This window comes from Enterobacteriaceae endosymbiont of Donacia proxima, assembly GCF_012569285.1.
GTDB lineage: Bacteria > Pseudomonadota > Gammaproteobacteria > Enterobacterales > Enterobacteriaceae.
In genome coordinates this window covers 272,587-289,534 of the sequence record NZ_CP046198.1, presented here as the reverse complement: position 1 = coordinate 289,534, position 16,948 = coordinate 272,587, and the positions used below count along the sequence as shown (strand labels likewise).

19 protein-coding genes and 2 tRNA genes are annotated in these 16,948 nt (G+C 20.0%); 15 read left to right on the top strand and 6 right to left on the bottom strand.

Annotated features, from left to right (window positions below):
- Positions 1 to 5: 5 nt before the first annotated feature.
- The 3 genes from aroA to GJT97_RS01405 all read left to right on the top strand — a co-directional run bounded on the left by aroA (position 6) and on the right by GJT97_RS01405 (position 3,812).
- On the top strand, positions 6 to 1,304 hold the full coding sequence (gene aroA / locus GJT97_RS01415; protein WP_169767720.1) for a 3-phosphoshikimate 1-carboxyvinyltransferase: 1,299 nt from the start codon (positions 6 to 8) through the stop codon (positions 1,302 to 1,304).
- Between the two features lie 211 nt (positions 1,305 to 1,515).
- Entirely contained in the window at positions 1,516 to 3,177 is a 1,662-nt protein-coding gene (rpsA, locus tag GJT97_RS01410) for a 30S ribosomal protein S1 (protein WP_169767719.1), read from the top strand.
- A gap of 5 nt (positions 3,178 to 3,182) precedes the next feature.
- Entirely contained in the window at positions 3,183 to 3,812 is a 630-nt protein-coding gene (locus GJT97_RS01405) for an MBL fold metallo-hydrolase (protein ID WP_169767718.1), read from the top strand.
- An 88-nt stretch (positions 3,813 to 3,900) separates the two neighbouring features.
- On the opposite strand, the gene GJT97_RS01400 is transcribed toward GJT97_RS01405, so the two are convergent.
- The 3 genes from GJT97_RS01400 to rmuC all read right to left on the bottom strand — a co-directional run bounded on the left by GJT97_RS01400 (position 3,901) and on the right by rmuC (position 8,583).
- Positions 3,901 to 5,109 carry a porin gene (locus GJT97_RS01400; protein ID WP_169767717.1) on the bottom strand — a complete coding sequence of 403 codons (1,209 nt, stop codon included), beginning with the start codon at positions 5,107 to 5,109 and terminating at the stop codon, positions 3,901 to 3,903.
- A 91-nt stretch (positions 5,110 to 5,200) separates the two neighbouring features.
- Positions 5,201 to 6,604 carry an asparagine--tRNA ligase gene (gene asnS / locus GJT97_RS01395; protein WP_169767716.1) on the bottom strand — a complete coding sequence of 468 codons (1,404 nt, stop codon included), beginning with the start codon at positions 6,602 to 6,604 and terminating at the stop codon, positions 5,201 to 5,203.
- Between the two features lie 641 nt (positions 6,605 to 7,245).
- Positions 7,246 to 8,583 (bottom strand): DNA recombination protein RmuC, encoded by a 1,338-nt coding sequence (rmuC, locus tag GJT97_RS01390; RefSeq protein WP_169767715.1) that lies wholly within the window; start codon positions 8,581 to 8,583, stop codon positions 7,246 to 7,248.
- A gap of 135 nt (positions 8,584 to 8,718) precedes the next feature.
- Between rmuC and GJT97_RS01385 the strand changes: the two genes are divergently transcribed.
- Both GJT97_RS01385 and GJT97_RS01380 read left to right on the top strand, forming a co-directional pair.
- Positions 8,719 to 8,792, top strand: a tRNA-Ile gene (locus tag GJT97_RS01385).
- A gap of 14 nt (positions 8,793 to 8,806) precedes the next feature.
- Positions 8,807 to 8,879: transfer RNA gene (locus GJT97_RS01380), tRNA-Ala, on the top strand.
- 15 nt (positions 8,880 to 8,894) lie between these two features.
- Here GJT97_RS01380 and GJT97_RS01375 read toward each other — a convergent pair.
- Positions 8,895 to 9,134, bottom strand: a complete 240-nt coding sequence (locus GJT97_RS01375; protein WP_169767714.1) for an oxidative damage protection protein — start codon at positions 9,132 to 9,134, stop codon at positions 8,895 to 8,897.
- A 71-nt stretch (positions 9,135 to 9,205) separates the two neighbouring features.
- Between GJT97_RS01375 and trmB the strand changes: the two genes are divergently transcribed.
- The gene (trmB, locus tag GJT97_RS01370; protein WP_169767713.1) at positions 9,206 to 9,913 is read left to right on the top strand and encodes a tRNA (guanosine(46)-N7)-methyltransferase TrmB; all 708 of its coding nucleotides are present in this window, start codon (positions 9,206 to 9,208) and stop codon (positions 9,911 to 9,913) included.
- On the opposite strand, the gene hemW is transcribed toward trmB, so the two are convergent.
- Positions 9,896 to 11,044: a radical SAM family heme chaperone HemW gene (gene hemW, locus GJT97_RS01365; protein WP_169767712.1), complete on the bottom strand. Its 1,149-nt coding sequence runs from the start codon at positions 11,042 to 11,044 to the stop codon at positions 9,896 to 9,898. The genes trmB and hemW overlap by 18 nt on opposite strands.
- Positions 11,045 to 11,662: 618 nt before the next feature.
- Positions 11,663 to 12,079, bottom strand: a complete 417-nt coding sequence (ruvX, locus tag GJT97_RS01360; protein WP_169767711.1) for a Holliday junction resolvase RuvX — start codon at positions 12,077 to 12,079, stop codon at positions 11,663 to 11,665.
- Positions 12,080 to 12,348: 269 nt separating this feature from the next.
- Here ruvX and rpsJ point away from each other — a divergent pair, with 269 nt between their 5' ends.
- From rpsJ to rplP, 9 genes are read left to right on the top strand one after another with little or no spacing between them, the layout of a single operon-like run.
- Positions 12,349 to 12,660 carry a 30S ribosomal protein S10 gene (gene rpsJ / locus GJT97_RS01355; protein WP_169767710.1) on the top strand — a complete coding sequence of 104 codons (312 nt, stop codon included), beginning with the start codon at positions 12,349 to 12,351 and terminating at the stop codon, positions 12,658 to 12,660.
- Between the two features lie 39 nt (positions 12,661 to 12,699).
- Entirely contained in the window at positions 12,700 to 13,344 is a 645-nt protein-coding gene (rplC, locus tag GJT97_RS01350) for a 50S ribosomal protein L3 (RefSeq protein WP_169767709.1), read from the top strand.
- Between the two features lie 26 nt (positions 13,345 to 13,370).
- Positions 13,371 to 13,976 carry a 50S ribosomal protein L4 gene (gene rplD / locus GJT97_RS01345; RefSeq protein ID WP_169767708.1) on the top strand — a complete coding sequence of 202 codons (606 nt, stop codon included), beginning with the start codon at positions 13,371 to 13,373 and terminating at the stop codon, positions 13,974 to 13,976.
- Positions 13,973 to 14,278, top strand: coding sequence for a 50S ribosomal protein L23 (rplW, locus tag GJT97_RS01340; protein WP_169767707.1), 306 nt, complete (start codon positions 13,973 to 13,975; stop codon positions 14,276 to 14,278). The genes rplD and rplW overlap by 4 nt, the downstream gene beginning before the upstream one ends.
- 18 nt (positions 14,279 to 14,296) lie before the next feature.
- A complete protein-coding gene (gene rplB, locus GJT97_RS01335) occupies positions 14,297 to 15,118 on the top strand; it encodes a 50S ribosomal protein L2 (protein WP_169767706.1) in 822 nt (273 codons plus the stop codon).
- Positions 15,119 to 15,138: 20 nt separating this feature from the next.
- Positions 15,139 to 15,426 carry a 30S ribosomal protein S19 gene (gene rpsS, locus GJT97_RS01330; protein ID WP_169767705.1) on the top strand — a complete coding sequence of 96 codons (288 nt, stop codon included), beginning with the start codon at positions 15,139 to 15,141 and terminating at the stop codon, positions 15,424 to 15,426.
- 35 nt (positions 15,427 to 15,461) lie between these two features.
- Positions 15,462 to 15,797: a 50S ribosomal protein L22 gene (rplV, locus tag GJT97_RS01325; protein WP_169767704.1), complete on the top strand. Its 336-nt coding sequence runs from the start codon at positions 15,462 to 15,464 to the stop codon at positions 15,795 to 15,797.
- Between the two features lie 15 nt (positions 15,798 to 15,812).
- The gene (rpsC, locus tag GJT97_RS01320; protein ID WP_169767703.1) at positions 15,813 to 16,523 is read left to right on the top strand and encodes a 30S ribosomal protein S3; all 711 of its coding nucleotides are present in this window, start codon (positions 15,813 to 15,815) and stop codon (positions 16,521 to 16,523) included.
- A gap of 17 nt (positions 16,524 to 16,540) precedes the next feature.
- The gene (gene rplP / locus GJT97_RS01315; protein WP_169767702.1) at positions 16,541 to 16,942 is read left to right on the top strand and encodes a 50S ribosomal protein L16; all 402 of its coding nucleotides are present in this window, start codon (positions 16,541 to 16,543) and stop codon (positions 16,940 to 16,942) included.
- The last annotated feature ends 6 nt before the right edge of the window (positions 16,943 to 16,948 follow it).

Below are 16,948 nucleotides of genomic sequence, written 5' to 3'. Positions count from 1 at the left end.
ATATTATGAAAAACATTTTAATTTTAAAATCAGTACATAAGGTTCAAGGTTCTATAACCTTACCTGGATCAAAAAGTATTTCAAATAGAGTTTTATTATTATCTGCTCTAGCAAAAGGAAATACTAAATTAATTAATTTATTAAATAGTGATGATGTAAAATACATGTTAAAAGCATTACAACAATTAGGAATTAATTATAATTTATCAAATAATAAAACAAATTGTCTAATTATAGGTAATAAAGGATATTTTAAACCTAAAAATAAAATAAAATTATTTTTAGGAAATGCTGGAACAGTAATAAGACCATTAACAGCAATTTTATCATTAAATGATCAATGTGATGTTATTTTAACAGGTGAACCTCGAATGAAAGAACGACCTATTAAACATCTTGTAGATGCATTAAAAAGTGGAGGAGCTAAAATTAAATATTTAGAAAAAAAAAATTTTCCCCCTATAAGTTTAAAAGGAGGTTTCCAAAATTATTATAATAATAATATTATAATAGATGGTTCTATTTCTAGCCAATTTTTAACTTCCTTATTAATTATAAGTCCATTATTAAATAATGATACATTAATTAATGTTAAAGGTAATTTAGTTTCAAAACCATATATAGATATTACTATAAAATTAATGAAAATTTTTGGTATTAATGTACAAAATAACAATTATAAACAATTTAAAATTATTGGTAAACAAACATATATTTCTCCAAAAGAATATATTATAGAAGGAGATGCATCTTCTGCATCATATTTTTTAGCAGCTGCTGCTATCAAGGGAGGGACTGTAATTTTAAAAAATTTAAATAAAAATAGTATTCAAGGAGATATAAAATATGTTAATATTTTAAAAAAAATGGGTGCCATAATATTTTACGGCCAAAATTATATTGGTTGTACAAAAAATACTTTAAAATCTATTGATATGGATTTAAACGATATTCCAGATGTAGCTATGACATTAGCTATCATTGGTTTGTTTGCTAAGGGAATTACGACTATTAAAAATATATATAATTGGCGATTAAAAGAAACTGATCGTCTTATAGCAATGTCCAATGAAATAAAAAAAACTGGAGCTAGTGTTATTACTGGTAAAGATTTTATTATAATAAAACCTCCTAAACATATTAAAAAAACTATTATTGAAACTTATAACGATCATCGTATGGCTATGTGTTTTTCATTATTATCATTGTCAAATTACCCTGTAAGTATTATTAATCCTAATTGTGTTACTAAAACATATCCAAAATTTTTTACAGAATTTAAAAAAATTAGTATTTATAGTTAAATTATAATTTTTATATTTCAGAAATTTAAAAATATTAAAAATAATAATATATTATATATAGTTGCAGAAAAAAATTATTAATGTTATATACATATATATTATGTATATAATATTTAATTTTCTCATAAAAGGAATATATGAGTTTTATAATAAATAATACTTAATATGATTTAAGTTAATATTTATTTTAATATATTTAAAAGTTACTAATATGAATGAATGTTTTGCTAAACTATTTGAAAAATCATCAAAAAATAAAATTATTAATTTAGGATCAATTGTTTCTGGAACTGTTATTTCTATTAAAAAAGATATTGTTTTAGTAGATGCAGGATTAAAATCAGAATCTTACATCCCTATTACACAATTTAAAAATACAAAAGGTGAACTTGAAATTAAAATAGGAGATATTGTTGATGTAGTATTAGACACTATAGAAGACGGATTCGGCGAAACTATTTTATCAAGAGATAAAGCGAAAAGACATGAAGCATGGCTATTTTTAGAACAAGCTAATATAAATAAAAATAATATTAAAGGTATTATTAATGGTAAAGTTAAAGGAGGATTTACAGTAGATCTTAATAATATTAGAGCTTTTTTACCAGGTTCTTTAATTGATATTAGACCGATTAAAGATACTTCTCACCTAGAAGGTAAAGAATTAGATTTTAAAGTTATAAAATTAGATAAAAAAAGAAATAACGTAGTTGTTTCCAGAAAAGCAGTAATAGAATCAGAAAATAGTGTTGAAAGAAATTTATTACTTAATACTATATATGAAGGAATGGAAATAAATGGATTAGTAAAAAATCTTACTGATTATGGAGCATTTGTTGATTTAGGTGGTGTTGATGGACTTTTACATATTACAGATATGGCATGGAAAAGAGTGAAACATCCTAGTGAAATTGTAAATATAGGTGATAATATTAAGGTTAAAATATTAAAATTTGATAAAGAAAAAATCAGAGTTTCATTAGGATTAAAACAATTAGGGAAAGATCCATGGGAATCTATATCTAAACGTTATCCAGAAAATAGTAAATTAATAGGACGTGTAACTAATTTAACGGATTATGGATGTTTTGTAGAAATTGAAGAAGGTATTGAAGGATTAGTACATGTATCTGAAATGGATTGGACTAATAAAAATATACATCCTACAAAAATAGTAGCTATTAATAATAAAGTTGAAGTGATGGTATTAGATATTGATGAAGAAAGAAGAAGAATTTCTTTAGGAATTAAACAATGTACTATTAATCCTTGGTTAGAATTTGCTAAAAATTATAATAAAGGTGACCATGTTAATGGTAAAATTAAATCAATTACAGATTTTGGAATTTTCATTGGTTTAACAGGAGGTATAGATGGTTTAGTTCATTTATCTGATTTATCATGGATAAATAATGGGGAAGATGAAATACATAAATATAAGAAAAATGAAAACATTACTGCTATACTTTTACAAGTAGATCCAGAAAGAGAAAGAATTTCTTTAGGAATTAAACAATTAACAGAAGATCCTTTAAATTATTATTTTTTAGAATATAAAAAAAATAATTTAGTAATAGGTACTATTATAAGTATAGATAATAAAAATATTAAATTAAAATTTAATAATGGTATATTAGGTAATGTTAAATTAAATGAGTATAAAAACTATAAAATTGAAAATATTATAAAATATTTTAAAATAGGGCAAAAAATAGAAGGGAAAATTAGTAATATTGATCGTAAAAATAGAATGATTAATATCACTATTAATGTCAAATTAATAGAAAATAAAATTATGAAAAAAAATAAAAATAATAATAATTTTTCTAACATCATGACAGAAGCTTTTAAAGCAGCGAAAAAATGTGAATAATTAATATGGAATATAGAATTATTTCTGTTACAAATTTTTATCAAAATTGTTATTTAATATGGTGTAAAAAAACACTTAATGCAGCAATTATTGATCCTGGTGGAGAATATAAAAAAATTTTAAATATATCAAAAAAATATAAATTAAAAATAAAAAAAATTTTAATTACTCATTGTCATTTAGACCATATTGGTTCAGCGTATATTTTATCTAAAATATTAAATATACCTATTTTCGGTTCTCATAAACATGATATTTTTTGGTTGAAAAATATAAAATTACAAAATAAACTTTTTAATCTTCCATATTGTATATTTAAAAATAATATATGGTTGAAAAATAAACAAAATATTTATATAGGAAAAATTAATTTTAAAGTATATCATTGTCCAGGTCATACTCCAGGTCATATAGTTTTTTTTAATAAATTTAATAGAATCATAATTTCAGGAGATATTATTTTTAAAAATAATATAGGTAGAACAGATTTGCCAAAAAGTAATTTTTATGTTTTAATAAATTCTATAAAAAAAATAATATCTTTATCAAAAAGTAAAGATATTATTATATTACCAGGACATGGTGAGAAAACTACTTTTTATAGAGAAATAAAAAATAATATTTATCTAAAATAGATGAACTAACTATCTCTATAGATTTTTTTAAAAAAAAATCTTAAATTTAAGAAATAGTTAGTATTTATTTTAAATAAAGATATTTTCATTAAAATTTATAAATTAAACCAATTCCAAATAAATTATGATGAAATATATGATTTGTATTTATATATCTATTATTTTTACTTAATAAATTAATGCGATAACTTATATAAGCAGATAAATTTTTACTAAATGTATATATTGTATCAATAGATACATATTTAACAAAATTTATAGTGCCTCCATTAAAATGTCTACCTAAAGGTATATTATACCCTTCTGATTGAACATAAGAAATAGTAGTTTTTAACTCATTACTAAATTTATATTGACCAACAATTTCTAAATTCTTAATTTCATTAGCAAACAAATATTTATAATCAGCTAAATATATTAATGAATTCTGTGCTTCGGTAAATACTGCAGCTAAATAAATATTATTTTTTTCATATTTAGCCCCAATAGAAAAAGCTTTAATAGAGTTATTTTTTTTATCATTTTCTTGTTTATAATTAAAATTTTTTTCTTTTGCAAAAAAAGTTGTATTAATTACATTACTTTTATTATTTATTTTTAAAGAATTAAAATACGCACCTATAAAACTTAATCCAGAATCTCCTAATTTATATTCAATAGAAGTCCCCCACCCCTTTTTATTTTTTTCTTTATCTATAAAAAGATCTCTTTCTGTGTTTTTATTATAATTATTATCTTCTTTAGGAAGATATAATCCTTTATATTGTAAAGCAATATTTAATCCTTTAATTAAACTAAAAAAATCTTTATTTCTATATGTTATAAGATTATTTGTTCTTCCAAACATAAATTTATCATTATTATTATACATAAAATCATCTGTAAAAAATAAACCTTTTTTTACATAAGAAGTCGCATCATATAATATTCCATAATTTCTTCCAAAATTTAAAAAATTATTATGATTAAAATTTAATCCTATTAAACCTAATCTTATTGATGGAAAAATATTATTATCTGTTTCTTTTTGATTTATTGGTAAACTATATTCAAATTGAGCATAGCCATAAATATTATTAAATATTTTTGTTACTCCTTTAAATCCTAAAATAATATTTGATATAGTATTTTGATATTTTTTAACAATATTTGCATCATTATTAGCATATGTTTTAGTAATTTCTAAAGATCCATATAAATCTATTTTTTGTCCATTTTTATTATAAATTTCACTAGCATGAACAATACTAATTGAAAATAATAAAGGTATTAAAATTTTAAATATATTACATCTCATAATTTTTTATCCTTATTAATAATAATCATTTATTTTAAATTAAGTTAGTAATAAAATTTATAAAAAATTATCTTATATTTTATTAAAAATTTTAAAATTTTGCATTATATGGAGTTCTTGGGAATGGAATAACATCTTTTATATTATGTAAACCAGTCATATAAGATAATAATCTTTCAAAACCTAAACCAAATCCAGAATGAGGTACTGTACCATATTTTCTTAAATCACGATACCACCAATAATAATCTTTATTTAATTTTAATTCTTTTAATCTTTTATCTAAAAAATCTATTCTACTTTCTCTTTGAGAACCTCCTATAATTTCACCTATATCAGGTAATAATATATCCATGGATGCTACAGTTTTATTATCCTTATTTAAATACATATAAAAAGCTTTAATATTTTTAGGATAATTAAATATTATTACTGAATTATTAAAATATTTATTTGTTAAATATCTTTCGTGTTCTAAAGAAAGATCATCACCCCATTTTATAAAATGTAAAAATTTTTCTTTAGAATTTTGTAAAATATTAATAGCTTCATTATATTCAATTATATCAAATTTATTTAATAAAACTTTTTCAATTTTATTAAATAAATTTTTCTCTATTTTATTAGATAATAAAATAATTTCATTTTTATGAAAATTAAGAAAATATTCAAAAATTTTTTTTAACATTTTTTCTGCAAATATTATAAGAGATTTTAAATTAGTAAATGCTATTTCTAATTCTAACATCCAAAATTCTGCTAAATGACGTTTAGTATTTGAATTTTCAGCTCTAAAAGTAGGTCCAAATGTATAAACTTTAGACATTGAACAAGCATAAGTTTCTAAATTTAATTGTCCAGAAACAGTTAAAAATGATTCTTTACCAAAGAAATCTTTTTTAAAAATATTCATATTTTTTTTATATTTAAAATTTTTTAAATCTAGAGTAGATACTCTAAACATTTTACCTGATCCTTCAGTATCTAAAGTTGTGATTAATGGAGTATTAACCCAAAAAAAATTTTTTTTATGTAAAAAATTATGTATAAATAATGATATATTATGTCTAATTCTTGTTAGACAACTTATTATTGTTGTTCTTGAACGTAAATGAGATACTTTTCTTAAATATTTTAAACTATGTTTTTTGGGAGAAATAGGATACTTACCTGGATTTTTTACCCAACCTAAAATTTTTATTTTTGTAGCATATATTTCATAATTTTGTATATTTTTATTAAGTGAAATTTTTAATTTTCCTGTAACATTTAAAGAACATCCACTAGTAATGGATAAAATATCATCTTTATAATTATTTAATGTACTATTAGCAATAATTTGTATATCATTTATATATGATCCATCATATAAATTAATAAAAGAAATACCTAATTTAGAATGTCTTCTATTACGTACCCATCCCCCAATAGATATAATACTATTAATTTTAATTTTTCCAGTTATTAACTCTGATATACTAGAAATTAAACACATTATTATTTTCTCTTTACTTATTTATCTATAAAAATTTATTTTTAATATTAAAATATTTATTTAATATATTTTAATTTATAAAAAATATAATTTCAATTATTTTTATTTAAATTTAAAAAATTAATGTATGTATTTATGTTGAGAAACTTAATAATATATTTTTTTTAAAAAAATAATTTTTTTTAAAAATTATTTTATTTATATAATTTTTTTTATTTTTTTAATAAAAAATAATTTAGTTAATTTTATAGATATGTTTATATGTGAATATTATTCAAATTGATTTTTTTTACTAGAAAAATAGTAATTTTATTACTTTAAAAATTTATAAATTAAAAATTTTAAACATATTAAAAAATTACTATTATTTTTTTGTAAAAAATTTTTTCATTTATGTAATAATATTTTTATTTCATAATTTAAAATAAAAAGGAATAAATTTTAAATAAAAAATAAGAATAATTCTTATATTATTTAATAATTTTATAATTAATAATAACTAAGAAATTTAATTATACAATTAATATATTAATTATATTAATTATTATTATATTAGTAATATTATTTATAATTTTTTATATTACTTATTAAATTAATAATAATATAAAATATATTATATAATTTTATAATTTAAAATTATTTTAATTATCATTTTTAAAATTATTATTAATTTTATTGATTACTTCAATACCTAAATTTTTAAAATTTTCAATTTGAGATATTATATTTCCTTTCCCTATAAATAATTTTTTAATAGCTGAATTATAACTTATTTGTAATTTATCCAAATTTTTTTCTAAAATATACATATCATCTACAAATAATCTAATTTTATTATATAATTTTGTCGCTTTATTAATAATTAATAAAGAATTTTTATTTTGTTTTTCTAAACGCCATAAATTTTCTATAGTTCTTAAGGAAATCATTAAAGTTGTAGGACTAACTAACATAATATTTAATTTTAAAGCTTCATATAACAAAGATGGTTTATAATTTATGGCTAAGGATAATGCAGATTCGATAGGAATAAACATTATAATATAATCTAAAGTATCTAAATTAGATAAATATTGATATTGTTTGTTACTTAACAGTTTTAAGTGATTACGAATAGCTATAATATGATCATTTAGTGCTTTTTTTTGTTTTATTTTATTATTAGTATTAAAATAACGTTCATATGCTATCAAAGTCATTTTAGCATCTATAATAATTTTTTTATTATAAGGTAAATTAATTATTACATCTGGTTGTATTTTTTTTGTATTGTTTAATTTAATTTTTTTTTGTACTTCATATTCATATCCATTTCTTAATCCAGAAGATTCTAAAATTTTATTTAATACTAATTCTCCCCAAATCCCTTGAATTTTATTATTTCCTTTTAATGCATTTGTTAAATTAATAGCTTCATTTGAAATATTTATATTTAATTTTTGTAAATTTTTAATTTCATAAGTTAATATATTTCTTTCTAAAGATTCCTGGTGTAAATTTTTTTGTAACTGATTTTGTAATGATTCTAATTTTTGATTTAAAGGACAAATAATATTTTTTATATTTTTATTATTATATTGATTAATTCTTTTTTCACTTTTTTCTAAAATTTCATTAGCTAAATTTTTAAATTCTATATTTAAATAATTTTTATTCTTGATAATTATTTTTTCTTTTTTGTGAAAAAAAATTATAGTATCAGTTAATTTAACTTCTAATTCTTTGATTTTAATTTTTAAATCTGAAATTATTTCTAATTTATTTACAATAATTTTATTTAAATTTGTGTTTTCTATTTTAAATTTTTTTAAATATTCTATTTGTTCAATTTTTTTTATTAATTCAAATTCTAATTTTTTATTTTCTTTTATTATTTTATTTAAATTTTTATTTTTTTTTTGATTTTTTTTATATAAAAAAAATATTACCATAAATAAAGATAATATTAACAAAAAAATATAATTTTGATAAAAAAACATTTTTAGTTATTAACTCCTAAAAAAAAATTTATATTAATTTTTAAAAACATGTTAGTATTTTGGAAAAAAAATATATTTTAATTGACTTTTATTTATAAATATGAATTAATTATGATACATCTATAATATTTATATAGGCTTGTAGCTCAGTTGGTTAGAGCACACCCCTGATAAGGGTGAGGTCGGTGGTTCAAGTCCACTCAAGCCTAATTTAACAGAAATAGGGGCTATAGCTTAGACGGTAGAGCATCTGCTTTGCACGCAGAGGGTCAGCGGTTCGATTCCGCTTAGCTCCATAAAAATATTTAATATTAAGATTTATTTAAAAATAAAAAATTGACCATTTCTCTTTTTAAAAGAGAAATATGTTTTTTATTTGTCATATTTAATTTTTTTTCATTAATAATTTTAGTTTGATGTATTATCCATTTTTTCCAAGCATTTTTCGATATATTATTATATATAATATCCCCTATATTACCATGATATACTTTTTTATTTAATTGCTCTAATTTACTTTTAAAATAAATACAAAAAATTTTTTTTACCATAAATTTTTCTTTACATTTTAAATATCATTATATGATAATATATTAATTAATAATTAATACCTATATAAAATATGAATTTTTATATTAAGAGTTTTAATTGTCGTTTCAGAAAATTAAAAAAATCTAAACAAATATTTTTTAATAAGTATTTTAATTCTTTTAATATTAATTATAAAAATAAATTAATAAATTTTAATAAAATATTTAATAATAAATTACCAATAGTAATTGATATTGGTTTTGGTATGGATAATAATATTATTAATATTGTTATGAATAACATAAAATATAATTTTATTGGTATAGAAGTATATTTACCAGGAATTGTTAAATGTTTAAAAAAAATTATTCAGTATAAAATTAAAAATTTAAAATTAATTTATTATGATGTTTACTTTGTATTAAAAAATATGATACCTAACTGTTCAATTAAAATAATCCAATTATATTTTCCTGATCCGTGGCCAAAAATTAAACATCAAAAAAGAAGATTATTAAAAAAAGATTTTTTAAAAATTATTTATTCTAAATTAATTAGTAATGGAATACTATATATCGTTACTGATTGCAGTAATTATAAAAAAGATATTATTTCTAATATAGAAAATTTAAGTAAAAAATATCTTTTTTTTAAAAAATCTAATTGTTATAAATATATATATAAAAATTTTGATTTATTTTCATTAAATACTAATTTTTTTAATAAAGCAAAAAAAAAAAATAAAAATGTTTATTACATAGAATATAAAAAATTAAATTATTTAAATAAATATTTCTAATAAATCATTTAGATATAAATGTCCTTTATTTGTTATATACCAAAAGTTATTATCTTCTTTTAAATAATTTAATTTTAATGCTTTATCAATCATAGACGTAATATTTATTACCTTTATACCTGTTGATTTTACAAATTCTTTTTTATTAATTTTATTATATAATCTAAATCGATTTAAAAAAAACTCAAATATTTTATCTTGATATAAAAGTGTATTTATAGAAGTAATAAAATTTCCATTTATATATTGCTTAATATTATTATTTTTAATAATTCTAATAATTTTATTATCAAATAAAGTAATTTTACTATGTGCATTACAACCAATACCTAAATAATTACCGAAATACCAATAATTTAAATTATGTTTACATTTATATTTATAATTTCTTACAAAAGAAGAAATTTCATATTGAAAATATCCGTTTTGAAAAAAAAGTTTTTTCCCTTGTAAAAACATTTTCCATAAAATATCATCATTTAATAAATTTTTAGGTTTATATTTTTCAAAAATAGTATTTTTTTCAATAGTAAGTTGATACCATGAAATATGATTTGGTTTAAAAAAAATAGCTTTACATAAATCTTGATATGAATCATTTAATGATTGCCCTGGTATACCATACATCATATCTATATTAATATTAGAAATATTATTTTTTTTTAGAATATAAATAGCATTAATCGCTTCTTCTGCAGAATGTAATCTACCCAAATTTTTTAAATTTCTATTATTAAAACTCTGTACTCCAATCGAAAAACGATTAATACCATTATTTACATAATTTATAATTTGATTTTCAGAAATAGAATTTGGATTTATTTCAATAGTAATTTCAGCTAATTTAGATATATAAACTTTTTTTCTTATTTCTTTTAAAAGAAATGATATATATTTTCCATACATTAAACTAGGTGTGCCTCCACCGAAAAAAATACTTTTAATATAAATTTTTTTTTTAAAAAAAGTTAAAGTTTTTTCTAAATCTAATAATAAACTATTTATATACTTAAATTGTATTTTTTTATTTTTTTTTATTAAAATTTTAGAAAAAAAATCACAATAAGGACATTTTTTTAAACACCAAGGAATATGAATATATAAACTATAATTTTTATTAAAATTTATCATATTTTTAAATTAAAAACCAAAATTGAGGGAATAAATTTATTAATAAATTATTGAATAAATATAATATTATATTAGTAATAAATAAAACAATATTTAAATAATAAATATTAGGACATATTATTTTTATAAAAAAATAAATTTGATTTATAAATATTTCTAAAATTTCATTAAGATCTAGAAATCTTAAATTAAGATAATTTAATATTAAATATATAGTAATTATATAAAACAATAAAAAACCAGTAATTTTAAGTAAAGTTAATATACTAATAAATATATAAATAATTATACTATAATTAAATAAATTTCCATATTGTAATAATATTATTATCGGATATTTAAAAAACAAAAAAAATAAAAATACTACTATAGATAGTATCTTATTATGTTTTATAGGTAAAATTTTTTTAATATATTTTAAAAATATATCTGTTAATATTATTACAAATCTTGCAAAGATATTGCAGTAATTATTTATAGAATAATAAATCCATAATCTTAATAAAAAAAATAATATTATAAAATTCATTAAATGTTTACATAAACATATAATTTTAACCATAAAAACTCCAGAATACATAAAATGTATTTATAAATAAATTTTATTCAAAAAATTTTTTATTTATTATTCTCAAACCAACTTTGTAAAATAATGGATGCTGATAAAGAATTTATATCACTTTTTTGTAAATTTTTCCATCCTCCTGTAGTAAATAAAATATTTTTAGCTTCTACTGTACTTAATCTTTCATCATGGAATTCAATATTATTAATATTAAATTTTTTTTTTATATGAAAAGCAAATTTTTTAACTAACGTAGTTATATATTGTTGACTTCCATCCATTTGTAATGGTAATCCAATTATAATTTTTTTTGGTTTCCATTGATTAAATAAATTATTAAATTTAATCCAATTAATAGCACCTGATTTTTTATTTTTAATTACTTTTAATGTATGTGCTATACGTATAAAACTTTGACCTACTGCAACACCTATATTTTTAGTACCATAATCGAAAGCTAATAGTGTCATGTTATTAAATTCTTTTTATATGTTAAGTTTATAAATTTTTATAAAAAATATTATATTGTATAATTATTAAATTTTAAATCACATTTAAATCAAATTTTATTTAAAATAGTTTTTTTTATTTTATAAATGAAAAATATTGCTTTATTTATACTTTATAAGTCATAATAATAATATAATTATTTATTTAATAAAATCATAATAAGTTCTCTCAATATATATGCTTTTTACAGAGAGTTATTTAAATTTTTAAAATAGGAGATTCTAGTCTAATGCAGAACCAAAGGATCCGTATTCGTCTTAAAGCTTTTGATCATCGTTTAATTGATCAATCAACAGCGGAAATCGTTGAAACTGCTAAACGTACTGGTGCTCAAGTTCGTGGTCCTATACCTTTACCTACTCGTAAAGAAAAATTTACAATATTGATTTCTCCTCATGTAGATAAAGATGCTAGAGATCAATATGAAATTCGTACTCATAAACGTTTAGTCGATATTATAGAACCTACAGAAAAAACTGTAGATGCATTAATGAAATTAGATTTAGCAGCTGGAGTTGATGTACAAATTAGTTTAGGTTAATAAAATATATTAAAACTATAATAGTGGAGCATATAATATATGATTGGATTAATGGGTAAAAAAATGGGTATGACTAGAATTTTTACTGAAGAAGGTACGTCTATTCCAATAACTGTGATACAGTTTGAAAATATACGTGTAACTCAAATTAAAACTATTTTAAATGATGGATATAATGCTATTCAAATGACTACAGGTTTTAAAAAAACTAATCATATTAATAAATCTGAAATAGGACATTTTTTAAAAGCAAAAACTGAAGCTGGTTCTATTTTATGGGAGTATCGTATTCACGATTATAATATAAATAAATTTTATGTAGGTCAAAAAATAAATATTGATATTTTTAAACAAATAGTCAAAGTAGATGTTACTGGTATATCTAAAGGAAAAGGATTTTCAGGTACTGTAAAAAGATGGAATTTTAAAACTCAAGACTCTAGTCATGGAAATTCTCTTTCACATAGAGTTCCTGGATCTATTGGACAAAATCAAACTCCAGGTAAAGTATTTAAAGGCAAAAAAATGGCTGGTCAGTTAGGTAATAAAAAAATTACTATACAAAATCTACATATTATAAAGTTAGATTTTATTAAAAATTTATTACTTATAAAAGGAGCTATACCTGGTTATAGCGGTAGCAATGTAATTGTAAAACCAGCAATAAAAAATTTTACTAAATAATAAAATATATTAATTTTAGGATTAAAATGGAAATTATAACAGAAGATACAAAAGACACAGTTATAGTTTCAAATATTATTTTTAATAGGAATTATAACAAAGAATTAATACATCAAGTTATAGAATCATATAGAACAATAGGTAGACAAGGTACTAAATCACAAAAAACAAAAGGAGAAGTTAAAGGATCTAATAAAAAACCATGGAGACAAAAAGGAACAGGAAAAGCTAGAGCAGGATCTGTAAAAAGCCCTATTTGGCGTTCTGGAGGTGTAACTTTTGCAGCAAAAAATAAAATTTATAATAAAAAAATTAATAAAAAAATGTTTCGAAATGCATTAAAAAGTATTTTTTCAAAATTAATCAAAGAAAATAGAATAATTTTAGTAAAAAAATTTATTATAAATGAACCAAAAACTAAGATTTTAGTTACAAAATTAAAAAAATATTTATCAAAAAAAATAATGATTATTACAACATTAATTAATCAAAATTTATTTTTAGCATCTCGTAATTTATATAATATCAAAATTACAAATTCAATTAATATAAGTCCTATTGATTTAATTAATTATCATAAAATAATTATTACTGTAAATGCTATTAAACACATAGAAGAGATATTAAAATGAATTTAAAAGAATCTGATTTTAAAATTATTAAAGGGCCCCATATTTCTGAAAAAGCTTCTTTTATTACAGAAAAAACAAATACAATAATTATTAAAGTTTTTAAAAAAGCTAACAAAATAGCTATTAAAAAAGTAATACAAAAAATGTTTAATATAAAAATAAAAAATATTAATACTTTAATTATTAAAGGAAAAATTAAAAAAAATAAAAAATATACATTTAAAAAAAAAAATTGGAAAAAAGCATATATAATGTTAGAGAAAAATCAAAAAATTAATTTTGATACAAAAAGTAATTTTTAAGGATTAAATTTATAGAATATGATAATTAAAAAGTATAAACCTACTTCTCCTGGTAGAAGACATATGGTTAAAATCATTAATAATTTTTTATATAAAGGTAAACCATTTTATTCTAAATTAGAAAAAAAACATAAATCAGGTGGAAGAAATAATAACGGTAGAATTACAACTCGTCATATTGGCGGAGGACATAAAAAATTATATCGTATTATAGATTTTAAACGAAATAAAGATAATATTCCTGCTATAGTAGAACATATAGAATACGATCCAAATCGTTCTGCTAATATTGCTTTAATTAAATATAAAGATGGAGTAAGAACATATATTTTATCTCCCAAAAATTTAAAAATTGGTGATACAGTAGAATCAGGAAAGAATGCTAGTATTAAAATTGGTAATACTTTACCTATGAAAAATATACCAGTTGGTACCACATTACATAATGTAGAAATGAAACCTGGAAAAGGTGGACAAATAGCTAGGGCTGCTGGTACATATGTACAATTAATATCAAAGGAAGAATATTATATAACTTTAAGATTAAAATCTGGAGAAATTCGCAAGATTAAATCTGATTGTAGAGCAACATTAGGAGAAATTGGTAATAATGAACATATGTTAAAATCATATGGAAAAGCTGGAGCAAAACGTTGGAAAGGAATAAGACCTACAGTTAGAGGAACTGCTATGAATCCAATAGACCATCCTCATGGTGGGGGTGAAGGTAAAAATTTTGGTAAACATCCTGTTACCCCTTGGGGTATTAAAACAAAAGGTAAAAAAACCAGAAAAAATAAAAGAACAGAAAAATATATTATAAAACATCGTAGTATTTAATATAAAAAAGGAAATAAATAATGCCTCGTTCATTAAAAAAAGGTCCTTTTATAGATCAACATTTATTTAGAAAAATTGAAAAAGCAATAGTAAATAAAGACAAAAAACCACTAAAGACATGGTCTAGACGTTCTACTATTTTCCCTAATATGATTGGATTAACTATAGCTGTACATAATGGCCGTCAGCATATTCCAATATATATTACTAATGAAATGGTTGGACATAAATTAGGTGAATTTTCTCCGACAAGAACATATAGAGGACATACAGCAGATAAAAAAATAAAAAAAACTTTAAAGAAATAAAATATATATTTTATTCATAAAATGAGTATAAAAAAATGGAAATTTTATCAAAATATAAATATGCTCCTTCTTCTGCACAAAAATTAAGACTTATAGCTAATCTTATTAGAAAAGAAAAAATATCTAAAGCTTTAGATATTTTAAATTTTTCAAATAAAAAATCTGCAGTTTTAGTAAAAAAAACATTAAATTCAGCTATATCTAATGCTGAACATAACTATGGATTAGATATAGATAATTTATTTATAAAAAAAATATATATAGATTTAGGTACAAATATGAAACGTATTATGCCTAGAGCTAAAGGTCGATCAGATAGAATTTTAAAATATACAAGTCATATTACTATTATTCTAACAGATAATCCATAATTGGAGTAAATATAAATGGGTCAAAAAACACATCCTAATGGTTTAAGATTAGGAATAACAAAAATATGGAATTCTATTTGGTTTGCTAATAAAAAAGATTATGCAAATTATTTATACAGTGATTTTCAAGTAAGAAAATTTTTAAGAAAAAAATTAGTAAAAGCATCTGTTTCAAAAATCATAATAGAAAGACCATCTAAAAGTATTAGAGTAAATATTTATACAGCACGTCCCGGAATAGTTATAGGAAAAAAAGGAGAAGATGTAGAAAAACTTAGAAAAATGATATCTAAAATTACAAAAGTACCTGCACAAGTAAATATAACAGAAGTTAGAAAACCGGAATTAGAAGCAAAATTAGTAGCTGATATTATATCTGCACAATTAGAAAAAAGAGTTATGTTTCGAAGAGTAATGAAAAGAGCAGTACAAAATTCCATGAGATTAGGAGCAAAAGGTGTAAAAGTAGAAGTTAGTGGTCGTTTAGGAGGAACAGAAATTGCACGTACAGAATGGTATAGAGAAGGTAGAGTACCATTGCATACTTTAAGAGCAGACATTGATTTCAGTTTATCTATAGCACACACTACTTATGGTATAATAGGAGTCAAAGTTTGGATTTTTAAAGGAGAAATATTAAAAAATACTTTTAAAAAAAAAATAACTCTTACAAAAAAAATTACACGTTATACATATAAAATGCAAAAAAATAAAGGACGTAAATAAAAAAGGAGATTAATATAATGTTACAACCAAAACGTACAAAATTTAGAAAAATGCAAAAAGGAAGAAATCGTGGAGTTATTATAGGCATGGATATACATTTTGGCATCTATGCTTTAAAAGCCATAAAAAGAGGAAGAATTACATCTAAACAAATAGAATCGGCTAGAAGAGCTATCAGTCATTCCATGAAAAGACAAGGAAAAATATGGATTAGAATTTTCCCAGATAAACCTATTACAAAAAAACCTTTAGAAGTTAGAATGGGTAAAGGTAAAGGTAATGTTGAATATTGGGTAGCTTTAATTCAACCAGGAAGAATTTTATATGAAATTGATGGTGTTTCAGAAAAAATTGCTAGTAAAGCATTAAAATTAGGTGCAGCAAAATTATCTGTTCAAACAATTTTTTTAAAAAAATGAAATATA

Bases quoted from the DNA above. Each gene is read 5' to 3' on its own strand.
- aroA (WP_169767720.1), top strand. From the start codon at position 6: ATGAAAAACATTTTAATTTTAAAATCAGTACATAAGGTTCAAGGTTCT.
- rpsA (WP_169767719.1), top strand. From the start codon at position 1,516: ATGAATGAATGTTTTGCTAAACTATTTGAAAAATCATCAAAAAATAAA.
- GJT97_RS01405 (WP_169767718.1), top strand. From the start codon at position 3,183: ATGGAATATAGAATTATTTCTGTTACAAATTTTTATCAAAATTGTTAT.
- GJT97_RS01400 (WP_169767717.1), bottom strand. From the start codon at position 5,109: ATGAGATGTAATATATTTAAAATTTTAATACCTTTATTATTTTCAATT.
- asnS (WP_169767716.1), bottom strand. From the start codon at position 6,604: ATGTGTTTAATTTCTAGTATATCAGAGTTAATAACTGGAAAAATTAAA.
- rmuC (WP_169767715.1), bottom strand. From the start codon at position 8,583: ATGTTTTTTTATCAAAATTATATTTTTTTGTTAATATTATCTTTATTT.
- GJT97_RS01375 (WP_169767714.1), bottom strand. From the start codon at position 9,134: ATGGTAAAAAAAATTTTTTGTATTTATTTTAAAAGTAAATTAGAGCAA.
- trmB (WP_169767713.1), top strand. From the start codon at position 9,206: ATGAATTTTTATATTAAGAGTTTTAATTGTCGTTTCAGAAAATTAAAA.
- hemW (WP_169767712.1), bottom strand. From the start codon at position 11,044: ATGATAAATTTTAATAAAAATTATAGTTTATATATTCATATTCCTTGG.
- ruvX (WP_169767711.1), bottom strand. From the start codon at position 12,079: ATGACACTATTAGCTTTCGATTATGGTACTAAAAATATAGGTGTTGCA.
- rpsJ (WP_169767710.1), top strand. From the start codon at position 12,349: ATGCAGAACCAAAGGATCCGTATTCGTCTTAAAGCTTTTGATCATCGT.
- rplC (WP_169767709.1), top strand. From the start codon at position 12,700: ATGATTGGATTAATGGGTAAAAAAATGGGTATGACTAGAATTTTTACT.
- rplD (WP_169767708.1), top strand. From the start codon at position 13,371: ATGGAAATTATAACAGAAGATACAAAAGACACAGTTATAGTTTCAAAT.
- rplW (WP_169767707.1), top strand. From the start codon at position 13,973: ATGAATTTAAAAGAATCTGATTTTAAAATTATTAAAGGGCCCCATATT.
- rplB (WP_169767706.1), top strand. From the start codon at position 14,297: ATGATAATTAAAAAGTATAAACCTACTTCTCCTGGTAGAAGACATATG.
- rpsS (WP_169767705.1), top strand. From the start codon at position 15,139: ATGCCTCGTTCATTAAAAAAAGGTCCTTTTATAGATCAACATTTATTT.
- rplV (WP_169767704.1), top strand. From the start codon at position 15,462: ATGGAAATTTTATCAAAATATAAATATGCTCCTTCTTCTGCACAAAAA.
- rpsC (WP_169767703.1), top strand. From the start codon at position 15,813: ATGGGTCAAAAAACACATCCTAATGGTTTAAGATTAGGAATAACAAAA.
- rplP (WP_169767702.1), top strand. From the start codon at position 16,541: ATGTTACAACCAAAACGTACAAAATTTAGAAAAATGCAAAAAGGAAGA.